Source organism: Bradyrhizobium sp. AUGA SZCCT0158 (genome assembly GCF_018130065.1).
Classification (GTDB): domain Bacteria; phylum Pseudomonadota; class Alphaproteobacteria; order Rhizobiales; family Xanthobacteraceae; genus Bradyrhizobium.
Genome location: NZ_JAFCME010000009.1, coordinates 116,710 through 129,176, shown reverse-complemented (window position 1 = coordinate 129,176; position 12,467 = coordinate 116,710). Strand labels below are relative to the sequence as shown.

Sequence of the window (12,467 nt, the reverse complement as noted above, 5' to 3'; positions counted from 1 at the left end):
GGTCAGTAGGATGGGTAGAGCGGCGCGAAACCCATCCTACTTCTTCGCAACCTTCGCCCCGCCATTGCCTTCCGCCAGCAGCGCCTCACGCACCTGCTTGAACTCGCTGCGGTCGGCCTTGTCGACCTCGGGGAAACGCAAATCCAGCCTGTCGAGCGCGCTGACGATGGTCGAGCCGATCACGACGCGGGCGAACCATTTGTGGTCGGCCGGCACCACATGCCATGGCGCGTGGCGCGCCGATGTGTGACGGATCATATCCTGGTAGGCGGCGTGGTACTTTGCCCACAGCTTGCGCTCGGCAATATCGGCCACCGAGAACTTCCAGTTCTTGGCAGGCTCCTCGAGCCGGGCGAGAAAGCGCTCGCGCTGCTCTTCCTTGGAGATGTTGAGGAAGAACTTCAGAATCACCGTGCCGTTGCGCGCGAGGTAACGCTCCATGGCCGAGATATCCTCGAACCGTTCGCGCCAGATGTTCTTGGTCACCAGCTTCTTCGGAATCTTCTGCTTGCCGAGAATCTCGGTGTGCACGCGCACCACCAGGCATTCCTCGTAATAGGAGCGGTTGAAGATGCCGATCCGGCCACGCTCGGGCAGCGCGATCATGCTGCGCCAGAGAAAATCGTGGTCGAGCTCCTTGGTCGATGGCTGCTTGAACGACGTGACCTCGCAGCCCTGCGGGTTGATGCCGTCGAACACGCTCTTGATCGCCGAGTCCTTGCCGGCGGCGTCCATGCCCTGAAACACCAGCAGGAGCGACCAATTGTCCTGCGCGTAAAGCTTTTCCTGAAACTCGCTCAGCCGCTTGCGATTGGCTTCGATGATGCTCTCGCCCTTTTCCTTGTCGAGACCGCCCTTCTCTCTGGTCTTGTGCGACTTCAGGTGAAACTCGTTTGTTCCGTCAATGCGGAACGGGGCAACGAAAGGCCTTAAGGCATCGCTCAGCGGCTGCTGGGGTTTCGTGCTCATGAGGCTGCGGGCTTCGCCACGGGTTTCGTCACGGCTTTCCTGGGTTGCGTCCTGAAACGATCGATGACGCTACCAAGAATGCCCTTGGGAAGGAATATGATGAACAGCACCAGCAGCACGCCGTAGACCAGATTGTCCCAGCCCACCGCCTTGGTCCCGAACCAGATGCGCAGAAATTCGGCAAGCAGGATCGTGATGATGGCGCCGACCGTCGGCCCGAACGACACGTAGACGCCGCCGACGATGACGGCGAACACCATCTGCAGCGACACCGCAATGCCGCTGACCGTGTCGGGCGAGATGAACATCTGGTACTGGCAGTACAGCGCGCCCGCCAGCGCCGTCATCAGCGCGCTGATGATGGTGATCTTGAGCTTTTCGAAGGTGACGTTGACGCCGGCGGCGGCCGCCGCGTCCTCATCGTCCGAGATCGCCTCCATGGCGTAGCGGCTCATGCTGCGGTCGACCCATTGCCAGATCAAAAGCCCGACCACCCAGACGAACAGCGCGATCAGATACCACGTCGTCTTGTCGTCAAACTGCAGCGCCAGCAACTGGCTGCCCTTGGTGCGGTTCGGCGTGTAGCCGAGCGAGCCGCCGGTGTAGTCGCGCGTCGCGGTGATGACCTGCAGCACGATGCCGGACAGCGCCAGCGTCACCAGCACGAAATAATGCCCGGTGATGCGGAAGCGGAAGCAGGGATAGGCGACGATGACCGCGAGCACGCCAGCCGCGACCATGCTGAGCGGGATGCCGATCCACGGCGAGACGCCGAGATGGTTCCAGAGCAGCGCCGTGACATAGGCGCCGACGCCCATGAAGCCGCCATGGCCGAGCGACACCAGGCCGAAGCGGCCCATGATCGACCACGAGGTGTAGGCGAACGACCAGATCAGGATCAGCACCAGGATGTGCAGATGATAGGGGTCGCGATAGACGAAGGGCAGCGCAATCAGCGCCGCCAGCCCGACGGCCCAGGTGATGGTTCGTGTGTTCACGAGCGCCTCGCGAAAAGCCCGGCGGGCCGGATGAACATCATGACGATGAAGAAGGCGAAGGCGAGCACATAGCCCCATTCGAGGTCGGAGAACAGGCCGCCGAGCGAAATGATCTCGGCGAACACGAACGCGGCGATGAAGCCGCCCACAAAGTTGCCGAGCCCGCCGAGCACGCAGATCAGGAAGGTGATCGGCCCGAACGACAGGCCGACAAAGGGATGCACGTCGTATTGCAGCACCAACAGGCAGGCAGCCAGCCCCGCCAGCGCGCCGCCCAGCGCCGAGGTGACGAGGTAGATGCGCTTGGTGTCGACGCCCATCAGCGACATGATCTGGCGGTCCTGCGAGATGGCGCGGATCGCGGTGCCGGTATAGGTGCGGGTCATGAAGAAATAGACGCTGACCATGCCGATCAGGGCTGCCGCAAACGACAACAGCCGCGAATAGCTGAAGTGCATCTCGCCGAGCGCCAGCACCGGCAGGCGGATGCCGAGATTGCGGAAGTCGATGCCGAAGGCGACGGTGGCAAAGCTCTGCAGGATGAACAGCACGCCGCCGGTGGCGAGCAACTGGTTGATCGGCGGCGCGGTGAGCAGCGGCGCGATCACGATGTAGTGCAATGCTGCTCCCAGCAGCGCCACCAGCAGGATGGTCAGCGGCGCCGCCGCCCAGTACGGCAGGCCGTAGAACTGGACCAGATAGTACATGCCGTACATGCCGATCATGACCAGCTCGGCATAGCAGATCCAGGTCACGTCGATGACGCCGAAGATCAAATTGAGCCCGAGCGCCAATAGCGCCAGCACCCCGCCGAGCAGGATGCCGTTGACCACGGCCTCCAGCAGATAGATGTCGAAGATATCAAGAAATCCCTGCATCGCTTTGCCCGTCCTAAACGCCGAGATATGCCTGCTTGATGGTGTCGTTGTTCATCATCTCCGCCGAGGTGCCGGATGCGCGGATGCTACCGGCCTCGAGCAGATAGGCGCGGTCGACCACCTTTAGCACCTGCTGCACGTTCTGCTCGACGATCAACACCGTCAACCCGCTGGCGCGGATCCGCTTCACCAGTTCGAACACCTGCTGAACCACGACCGGCGCCAGACCCGCCGACGGCTCGTCGAGCAGCAGCAGTTTCGGGTTCGACATCAGCGCGCGGCCGATCGCGCACATCTGCTGTTCGCCGCCCGACATGGTACCCGCCATCTGGCTGCGGCGTTCCTTCATGCGCGGAAACAGGTCGAACACGAATTCCAGCCGCTCGGCATATTTGGCGCGGGCGCCCTCCATGTAGGCGCCCATCTTCAGATTGTCGTCGACCGTGAGCCGCGGAAACAGCCGGCGGTTTTCCGGCACATGGGCGATGCCGAGGCTGACGATGCGATGCGCCGGCGTCGCCAGCACGTCGGTGCCTTCCATCGAGATCGAACCTCTGGTGGGCCGGATCAGGCCGGAAATCACCCGCATCAGCGTGGTCTTGCCGGCGCCGTTAGGGCCGATCACGCCGACCGCCTCGCCCGCCTTGACGTCGAGGCTGACGCCGAACAACGCCTGGAAAGTGCCGTAACCCGCATCGACCGATTTCAATTCGAGCATGCCTAGTCCCCTGCCCGCCGGCGCGCTTCCCCGGCCGCGGCCAGAGTCGAATCCGCATCGGTGCCGAGATAGACCTCGATCACGCGGGGATCGCTCGACACCGCACTCGGCAAGCCTTCGGAAATCTTCTCGCCATGATCGAGCACCATGACGCGATCCACCACCCGCATCAACACGCCCATGATGTGCTCGACCCATATGATGGTGATGCCGAGTTCGTCGCGGATCTTGCGCAGCATGTCCGCCGCAGCATCCATCTCTTTCTCGTCGAGGCCGCCGAGGCTTTCGTCGGCGAGCAGAAGTTTCGGTCCGGTCGCCAGCGCTTTCGCAAGCTCGAGCTTCTTCAGGCCGGCGGCCCCGAGGCCGTCGACAGTGGCATGGCGATCGGTGGTCAGGCCGACCATATGAAGCGCCTTTTCGGCAGCCTCATTGGCCTTGGCGCGGCTGTGGCGGCCCTGGCCGTAGTAACCGGCCAGCGCCACGTTTTCGAAGATGCTGAGCCGGTGAAACGGCCGCGGGATCTGGAAGGTGCGGCCGATGCCACGGTTGATGATGCGATGCGGCGCGACGCCCGCGATCTCCGCGCCGTCGAACAGAATCGAGCCGGCGGTCGGGACCAGCGTGCCCGACAGCATGTTGAAGATCGTGCTCTTGCCGGAACCGTTCGGCCCGATCAGGCCGAGAATCTCGCCCTGCTCGACCCGGAACGACACGTTGTTGACCGCGGTGAAGCCGCCGAAGCGCTTCACCAACCCGTTCACCGTCAGCACCCCAGATACTCCGCTAACCTACTGGCTGCTGAACGTGGTGCCCTTCGGCAGGGGCAACACGGCCTCGCGTTGCGCCTGGCTCTTCGGCCACACCACATACGACTTGTCGTCGACATACTGGATCACCACCGGGAACGAGCGCTCGTTCTGGCCCGCCATCTGCTGGCCCTCGCCGTAGAACTTGACGCCGAAGCCGAGCATGGTGCCGCCTTCCGGCAAATCGACTTCGAGCGAGGCCTTACGCAACGCCTCGGGATCGACGCCGCCATATTTCTTGATCGCGCGCGGCAGCACCTCGGTCATGAAGACGTAGGTGTTGGACGCGGCCATGCCGACATGGGCGGAACGGATGGCGACACCGGGCTTGGCCTTGTCGAACTCCTCGCCCACCATCTTGATGATCGGCGGCAGCTTCGGATCCATCGACTTCTGGTTGGCAAGCCAGATCGAGATCGGGTCGGTGTTGAAGACGTAATTGACGTCGCCGCCGAGCCCTTCCTTCAGCTTCTCGTAGACGCCATAGCCCGCGCCATGACCGACCAGCGCGCCGAACTTCAGGCCCTGCTCGCGCGCCTGGCGCAGCAGCAGCGTGATGTCCGGGTTGTAGCCGGTGTGGAAGATCACGTCGGGCCGGCCGCGCTTCAGCTTGGTGACGAGCGCGGAAAGATCCGGCGCGGTGGCAGCATAGCCCTCCTTCAGGACGACGTTGAAGCCGGCCTTTCTGGCGCCCGCCTCGTTGCCCTTCGACACATCGACGCCATAGGCGCCGTCCTCATGGATGATCGCAACCCGCAGGTCTTTCGGCTCCTTGCCGAATTTCTCCTTGGAGTTCTGGGCGATGAAATCCATCGTCATCAGGCCGAACTGATCGCCGCTGGCCTGCGGACGGAAGACGTATTTGAAGTTCTTGTCGGCAAGCACCGCCGAGGAAATGCAGGTGGTGATCCACATGAACTTCTTCAGCTGCTCGACACGGGCGGCCACCGGCACGCACTGCGCCGACGAGAAGAAGCCGAGCAGCATGTCGACCTTTTCCTGCTCGACGAGGCGGATCGCCTCGTTGATGGCGACATCGGGCTTGCTCTGCGCGTCGGCGTAAACCGCCTCGATCTTGTAGCCTTCGACGCCGGTCTTGCTGAAATGGTCCAGCATGATCTTGGCGCCGGTGTATTGCAGCTCGGAACCGCCGCCGGCGAGCGGGCCGGTCAGGTCGTAGATCACGCCGATCTTGATCTTCTTTTCCTGGGCCTCGGCGCCAACCGCCATTCCCAGCACCGCGATTGCGGCGGACAGCCCGACAAACAGGCGCGCAACCTTATGCCCCGGCATCAAATCCTCCCTATATATGGTGCGATGCACCTTTTTGTTTTTTGTCTTGTCTTTTTCGCCATCACACGGGTAGCGCCGCGTGATGTCAAGGCAATAACCGAGGTTACACTGTCGCGGCACCTCGGCACTCATACCAACTGCAACGCAACCGATGCGCGCAACCCCACAATCATCGGATGTTAAACATCGGATGATTGCTAGCATACATCACCCATGCTAGCAAATCGCAAATCCTCTAAGTCAAAAGGAGAAGGAGGTGACCAAGCGGGGGATCGCCGACAAGCGTGTCAAGCCGGGGCGCATTCGCAACGTGTTGACGACACTCGGCCGCGAAATTGCGCAGGATCGCATTCCGGTCGGAGCGGCCCTGCCGCCGGAGCCGGATCTCGAAACCCGCTTCGGCGTCGGGCGCGGCGTGGTGCGGGAGGCCATCAAGACGCTCGCCGCAAAAGGACTGGTCAGCGTCCGCCCCCGGCATGGCACCCACGTGCTGCCGCGCAGTGAATGGAGCCTGCTCGACCGCGACGTCTTGAGCTGGCTGGTCGGCAAGGACGAGCCGGGCCGCGATCTTCTGCTGGCAATCCAGGAAGTCCGCTCGATCATCGAGCCGGCGGCCGCCGCGCTCGCCGCCGAGCGCGCCACCAAGAACGACCGCTGGCGGATCAATGCGGCCTTGGCCGCGATGGAAACCGCGCAGGACCAGGCCAGCACCATCGCCGCGGACAAGGCGTTTCATCTCGCGATCCTCGACGCCACCCACAACCCGGTGCTGCAGGGCTTTCGCGGCGCCATCGACACCATCCTGAGCACGGTCTTCATTGTCGCGATAGGCAGCGCCGGCTGGTTCCGGGACAATCTGCCTAATCATGCCGCGGCCGCACGCGCGATCGAGAGCGGCGATGCCGAGAAGGCGCGGATCGCGATGGAGCGGGTGCTTGGCTACACCAAATTCAAACTGTCGAACCGCAAGACGGCAACCGCCGCCGAACGACGATTGGCCGGCACGGGCGCAAGCACGCCGACGAAAACAGCGATCGTCAAGAAGGCGGGCGCCAACAAAAAGCGAAAACGCCATGTGTCGTAACACGAAGCGCTCGACCCCTATCCCAGTTACGCCGTAAACTGCGCCTCGATGAACTCCGTCACGAAGCGTGGCATCGCGTCGGTGAGATCGCGCGTTCCGCGCACCAGATGAATGGCCGACAATTCAGGCGATTGCTGCAAGGCGAGATTGGCCTCGATCCGGCTGCGCAATGCCTCGCCCGACATATCGACGTGCAACAGCCGGATCATTGCCAGCGCCGGGCCGGTGTAGACGCAATGCCAATCCGGATCGCTCCTGTATTCCCCCGGCCCAAGGCCGGTTTCTTCCTCGAGCTCGCGCGCCACGCTGCCGGATATGTCGAGCGCGCCATCCCTGACGTCGTCGAGGTCGGGCGTGCCTGACGGAAAATAGATTCGTCCGGCGTTGGAGGTGTGCTGGCCCATCTCGCCGAGCACGAACGCGCCGTCGGCGCAGCGCAGCGCGCCCATCCCAAAACCGTTGAACACGTCCCGGTCCGGAAAGCCCCAGTCACGCCAGGCCAGGAAGCTCGCGAAATCAGTCTCGAAATAGCCGGCCGTGAGGTGACTGCCGGCAAAGACCGGATGGCGCCCGAGCAGCACACGCCCGTTCCACAGTTGCGGAGTGTCGCGCTGCGCCTCTGCAAAATGCGCATCGATCTCCGCCCGCCGCGCGGCGGCGAACGGCCAGGACCAGGATTCGACCGGCAGATCGAGCGAGGTAACGCGATGAATGACCGGTGCCGTCGTGCCATTCATCGCCAGATCACTTCCAGCATTGCGTCACGCACGACTTCACGTGTTATTTGGTGCTCGATCCCGTCGTCTTCTTGACCTGATCGACATATTTGTTGGTGTAGGTCTTGGTGACGTCGATGTTGGCTTTTGCCACCTCGGGCGAGCCCTCGCTGAACACCGCCAGCACCGCATCCGCGCCCTTCGGGTCCATCTTGCCGTTCAACGAATACATCGGGATCGTGTTCTTCAGCGCCGCCAGATACAGCTCCTTGTTCTTGCCGACGATTTCTTCCGGCATTTTCGCCATGATCTCTTCCGGCGAATGGGAGTGAATCCAGGCCAGCGTGTTGACGATCGCCGTGGTCAAAGCCTGCACTTCCTTCTCGTGGGATTTGATCCATGCCGCCGTTGTGTAGAGCGAGCCGCCCGGATATTCGCCGCCGAACACTGCGAGCGTATCCTTTTGCGTACGGGTGTCGCTGAGGATCTTGAGGTCGGGATAGCTGCCCTGCAGCACCGTGACCGACGGATCCAGCATCACGGCCGCGTCGATCTGACCCTGCTGCATCGCCGCGACGGCGGTGGCGCCAAGGCCGACGCCGATGACAGAGGCGCTGGTCGGATCGAGGCCGTTCTTCTTGAGCAGATATTTCAGGAAGAAGTCGGTCGAGGACCCCGGCGCGCTGACGCCGACCTTCTTGCCGGCGAGATCCTTGATCGAGTTGATTTCCTTGTTGTGCGAGGGCGACACGACAAGCACCAGCCCCGGATAGCGGTCATAGACCACGAACGACACCAGTTCCTGCTTCTTGGCCGCCAGATTGACGCAATGGTCGAAATAGCCGGACACCACGTCGGCGCTGCCGCCGAGCACGGCCTTGAGTGCATCCGAGCCGCCCTTGAGATCGACCAGCTCGACGGCAAGGCCGGCCTTCTCGTATTCACCGAGCTGCCTGGCCAGCACCGTCGGCAAATAGCACAGGCAGGAGCCGCCGCCGATCGCGATGGTGACCTTGCTTTGCGCTGCGGCAAAGCCTGAGGTCAGCACCAGCGCCAGCAGCGCCCCGGCCAGCCGGCCAACAATTTTCTTCATGGTTTCCTCCGATGGGTTGCCGACAGGATAATGCAGTGCACAGGCCTTGAGAAGGCGGCTTTGGCGACAATGCGAGGCCATTATTGCAATGCTGTGCCGCTCGCTGCGATTTATTCCATCGCAGATGCGTGGTTTTTCGTCGCGCTGGCGAATACCGCCGTCGCGGCGTAGCATCGCCTGACAAGAAAATACAACCGGGGAGGACTACCCATGAATCGCATCGCCATCACCTTGTCGATCGCCACCGCCTTTGCCACCGGCTGCGGCGTCACGCATCTGCTGCGCCCTGCCCTTGCCGCCGAAAACATCACTGCGCAGGTCATCTCGACCGGCGATCTCGAAGGGGACAAGCTGTCTCCTCTCAACGCCGGCGGCATGCGCAACAAAATGCTGGTCTCCGCGGATGGCGTGACCATCGCGATCCAGGATGGCAGCCCGCCGAAGCATCTGCATGCCAACGCCAACGAGATTCAGTTCATCCTCGAAGGCACCGGAACGATCTGGCTTGGCGACAAGGAAGTAACGGTGAAGCCTGGCGACCTCGTCGTCATCCCCAAAGGCACCCCGCATGGCGGCACCAAGCCTGTCGGCCGCACCATCAAGGCGATCGCGATCAAGACCCCGCCGCAGGCGCCCGACGATACGAAGATTCTGAACTGACGGTATCACCGTCGTCCCGGCGAACGCCGGACCCATAGCCACCGACTTTCGTTTGGCGGAAGGCGTCAGCCAGATGTCCCTCAATCGAGAGATCACGCGGTATGGGGCCCCCGATGCGCAATTGCGCATCTGAGCCCAAGGCCGGGACGACGAGAGAGACCCTACCCCGGCGCCTCAACCGACCTGCTCGACCCGCGCTGGAGCACGATCACCGCTGCGATCAGCTGTAGCGCGATGCAGAGCGCAGTCGGCGTCTCGTACCCACCGCTCCAGCTCTGAACGACGCCGAGAAAGGCGGGCCCCAATGAGCCAACGGTTCCGCTGATCGCATTCGACAGCCCCATGACGACGACAAAGCTCGCCGCACTGAACTCGCGGTGCATGATGAGCGGCGGCAGTGTGATGAGATTGCCGACCGAAAAGCCGAATACTGCGCAGGCAGCCAGTACGATCGGAATCGCATCGAAATGCAGGATGCTCAGGAGTGCCGCCGCCTGACTGACGATCGAGATAGCGGTGACGCGCCGCGGATCGAACCGGTCGACGACCATGCCGAGGCCAAAGCGGCCGGCGATCGCCGTGAATGTCATCACCGAAACCGCCAGACCGGCATTGGCGCGGCCGATCTTCGGCTCGAGCATGGCGATCTGGTGCACGATAAATCCGATCTGGGCCACGAGCGCCAGTGCAAACGGGATCGAGATGGTCCAGAACGCGACGCGGCGGACAAGCGTTGCGCGCGAAATATCACTCGGGACAGAAGGCATTTCGGCACGCAGCGGATCAGCCGGACCTCCGGCCGATGGCGGGCCTATAAAGGCGAGCGTGACAGGTACGAGAACGGCGACCATGACCGCTGTTCCGGTCAGCATCGCGGCGGCAAAGCCGAACCGTTCGATCAAATATACCAGTGAGGGCGTCACGATGACGCCGCTAAAACTGGCGCCCGTGAAGGCCAGGCTGATCGCGAGACCGCGGCGGCGGACGAACCAGAGGCTTACGATGGTCGCGCTCACGATCGTCCCCATCCCGATCCATCCAAGCGACATCAGGGCGAAAGCGATATAGAGCTGCCACGGCGCGGCCGCGAACGCGAGCAGCGTCGTCGACGTCGCCAGCGCGGCAATTCCGAGCAAGACCAGCCGCCTGGCACCCAGCCGGGACACGAGTTCGTTGGTAAAGGTCGCGAATATGTTGGCAAGCAGGAGCGACAGCGTGCTCGCGCCCGAGATCAGGGCCGCCGGCCAGCCGTTCAGACGCTGCAGTTCGGCCAGATAGACGCCATGACCGTAAAGGCCAAAGCCGAACAGAAACAGCGCCATGAGGAAACACGCGAGCACGACACGCCAACCGGCATAGCGCAGCAAGGTCTCATCGGATTGGCCTGCGTCCTGTGCGGGGATCATTTGCTTTCGGGCGGTCGCGCCGATCAAGCCGCGCATGGGGCGGCGCGGCTTGATCATGCGTCAGTTTGCTCGCCGAAGGCGAGTAACAATTTAAGCAGACGTCTGTAACAAGGCCGCGGCCTCCGACGGCGTCGATCAATCCCGCGCCACGGGCGCCGGCCGCCATACCAGGAGCCGTCGCTCGACCAGCGTCACGCCGAAATCGATCACGATCACGAAGGCCGACAGCACGAACATGCCGGCGAAGACAGCGCCGACGTCGAACACGCCCTCGGCCTGCTGGATCAGATAGCCGAGGCCGGCCGCCGATCCCAGATACTCGCCGACAACGGCGCCGACCACCGCGAAACCGACCGCGGTATGCAGCGAGGAAAACATCCACGACAGCGCCGAGGGCCAGTACACATGCCGCGTCAACTGCCGTTCGCTCATGCCGAGCATGCGGCCGTTATCGAGCACGGTGGTGCTGACCTCCTTGACGCCCTGATAGACGTTGAAGAACACGATAAAGAACACCAACGTCACGCCGAGCGCGACCTTGGACCAGATGCCGAGCCCGAGCCACAGCGCGAAGATCGGCGCCAGCACCACGCGCGGCAACGCGTTCATCATCTTGACATAGGGATCGAACACCGCGGCGACGCGGGGCTGGCGTGCGAACCAGAATCCGACCAGCACGCCGCCGACCGAACCGATCACGAAGGCCAGGACCGACTCCCACAGCGTGATCATCAGATGCTTCCAGATCACGCCGGTCGCGAACCATTTGTATATCTGGCTGGCGACATCGACCGGGGTCGAGAAGAAAAACGGCGGCAGCAACATGCGGCCGAACACCGGCACGGTGGCAAAGAACTGCCACAGCGAGAGCGCGACCACGGCGACCATCAATTGCCAGAACAGCAGCGTCAGGCGGGACATCAGGAGGCCTCCGCCGCTTGCGAAGACTGCGCGTAACCCTTCATCACTTCATCCTTCAGCACGCTCCAGATTTCCCGGTGCAACTCGTGGAACTGTTTCTCCATCCGCACTTCCGAGATGTCGCGCGGGCGCGGCAGGGTCACCTTCCAGTCGCCGATGATGCGCGCGCCGGGTCCCGCCGACATGATCACCACGCGGTCGGCCAGCGCGATCGCCTCTTCGAGATCGTGGGTCACGAACAACACCGCCTTGCGGTCGGCGGTCCATAGTTCCAGCAAGAGATTGCCCATGATCTGGCGGGTTTGGGCATCGAGCGGCCCGAACGGCTCGTCCATCAGCAGGATCTTGGGATCCCGGATCAGCACCTGCGCGAGCCCGACGCGCTTGCGCTGCCCGCCGGACAGCATATGAGGATAGCGGTTGCCGAACGCGCCGAGCCCGACCGACGTCAACCAGCCCTGGGCGCGCTCCAGCGCCATCGCCCGCGGCGCGCCCTTGATCTCGAGGCCAATGGCGACATTGTCGATCGCGGTCTTCCAGGGAAACAGCGCATCGGCCTGAAACAGATAACCGGCGTCCCGATTGAGCCCGGTGAGCGGCTGGTCGAAAATCCGCACCGCGCCCGCGGCCGGCTTCAACAGGCCGGCAGCGACGTTGAGCAGCGTCGATTTCCCACATCCGGTGGGACCTACGATGGCGACGAACTCGCCATGCGCGACCGAAAGCCGGGCCTTTTCCACGGCCGTATAGACCCGTGCGTCGGCCAGGCGGAATGCCACCGTCGCCTCATCAAGCGCGACCGCCGTAGGCTGTACCGTATCCACTCCGTCCCCTCCCCAATTTGGGTCATGCCTTAGCGGTTACGAACGATAAGTTCAACGCGGTACCGCAACGTGGTAATGGAGCTTATTGCCATTGCTAGAGG

The 12,467-nt window shown here is 62.9% G+C and carries 13 protein-coding genes; 2 read left to right on the top strand and 11 right to left on the bottom strand.

The genetic code is table 11. The features are described from left to right. Positions 1-36 precede the first annotated feature (36 nt). Genes JQ574_RS15235 through JQ574_RS15210 form a run of 6 tightly spaced genes read right to left on the bottom strand, consistent with a single transcriptional unit; the run spans position 37 to position 5,662 of the window. Positions 37-969, bottom strand: a complete 933-nt coding sequence (locus JQ574_RS15235) for a polyphosphate kinase 2 family protein (RefSeq protein WP_212207020.1) — start codon at positions 967-969, stop codon at positions 37-39. Then, positions 966-1,967, bottom strand: a complete 1,002-nt coding sequence (locus JQ574_RS15230; protein ID WP_312014663.1) for a branched-chain amino acid ABC transporter permease — start codon at positions 1,965-1,967, stop codon at positions 966-968. The genes JQ574_RS15235 and JQ574_RS15230 overlap by 4 nt, the downstream gene beginning before the upstream one ends. Then, positions 1,964-2,845, bottom strand: a complete 882-nt coding sequence (locus JQ574_RS15225; protein WP_192737948.1) for a branched-chain amino acid ABC transporter permease — start codon at positions 2,843-2,845, stop codon at positions 1,964-1,966. The genes JQ574_RS15230 and JQ574_RS15225 overlap by 4 nt, the downstream gene beginning before the upstream one ends. Before the next feature lie 13 nt (positions 2,846-2,858). Continuing rightward, entirely contained in the window at positions 2,859-3,563 is a 705-nt protein-coding gene (locus tag JQ574_RS15220) for an ABC transporter ATP-binding protein (protein WP_212000239.1), read from the bottom strand. A gap of 2 nt (positions 3,564-3,565) precedes the next feature. Continuing rightward, a complete protein-coding gene (locus JQ574_RS15215) occupies positions 3,566-4,333 on the bottom strand; it encodes an ABC transporter ATP-binding protein (protein WP_212207016.1) in 768 nt (255 codons plus the stop codon). Positions 4,334-4,351: 18 nt separating this feature from the next. Further along, positions 4,352-5,662: an ABC transporter substrate-binding protein gene (locus JQ574_RS15210; RefSeq protein WP_212207015.1), complete on the bottom strand. Its 1,311-nt coding sequence runs from the start codon at positions 5,660-5,662 to the stop codon at positions 4,352-4,354. 256 nt (positions 5,663-5,918) lie between these two features. Between JQ574_RS15210 and JQ574_RS15205 the strand changes: the two genes are divergently transcribed. Next, positions 5,919-6,746, top strand: coding sequence for a FadR/GntR family transcriptional regulator (locus JQ574_RS15205; RefSeq protein WP_212207014.1), 828 nt, complete (start codon positions 5,919-5,921; stop codon positions 6,744-6,746). 26 nt (positions 6,747-6,772) lie between these two features. On the opposite strand, the gene JQ574_RS15200 is transcribed toward JQ574_RS15205, so the two are convergent. Both JQ574_RS15200 and JQ574_RS15195 read right to left on the bottom strand, forming a co-directional pair. Continuing rightward, entirely contained in the window at positions 6,773-7,483 is a 711-nt protein-coding gene (locus tag JQ574_RS15200; protein ID WP_212207013.1) for an NUDIX hydrolase, read from the bottom strand. Between the two features lie 43 nt (positions 7,484-7,526). After that, on the bottom strand, positions 7,527-8,555 hold the full coding sequence (locus tag JQ574_RS15195; protein WP_212207012.1) for an ABC transporter substrate-binding protein: 1,029 nt from the start codon (positions 8,553-8,555) through the stop codon (positions 7,527-7,529). 210 nt (positions 8,556-8,765) lie between these two features. Here JQ574_RS15195 and JQ574_RS15190 point away from each other — a divergent pair, with 210 nt between their 5' ends. After that, on the top strand, positions 8,766-9,215 hold the full coding sequence (locus JQ574_RS15190; protein WP_212207010.1) for a cupin domain-containing protein: 450 nt from the start codon (positions 8,766-8,768) through the stop codon (positions 9,213-9,215). Between the two features lie 161 nt (positions 9,216-9,376). Here JQ574_RS15190 and JQ574_RS15185 read toward each other — a convergent pair whose 3' ends face one another. The 3 genes from JQ574_RS15185 to JQ574_RS15175 all read right to left on the bottom strand — a co-directional run bounded on the left by JQ574_RS15185 (position 9,377) and on the right by JQ574_RS15175 (position 12,366). Next, positions 9,377-10,678 carry an MFS transporter gene (locus JQ574_RS15185; protein ID WP_249119362.1) on the bottom strand — a complete coding sequence of 434 codons (1,302 nt, stop codon included), beginning with the start codon at positions 10,676-10,678 and terminating at the stop codon, positions 9,377-9,379. Positions 10,679-10,756: 78 nt separating this feature from the next. Beyond that, a complete protein-coding gene (locus JQ574_RS15180; protein ID WP_212207009.1) occupies positions 10,757-11,542 on the bottom strand; it encodes an ABC transporter permease in 786 nt (261 codons plus the stop codon). Continuing rightward, positions 11,542-12,366, bottom strand: coding sequence for an ABC transporter ATP-binding protein (locus JQ574_RS15175; RefSeq protein ID WP_212207006.1), 825 nt, complete (start codon positions 12,364-12,366; stop codon positions 11,542-11,544). The genes JQ574_RS15180 and JQ574_RS15175 overlap by 1 nt, the downstream gene beginning before the upstream one ends. Between the last annotated feature and the right edge of the window lie 101 nt (positions 12,367-12,467).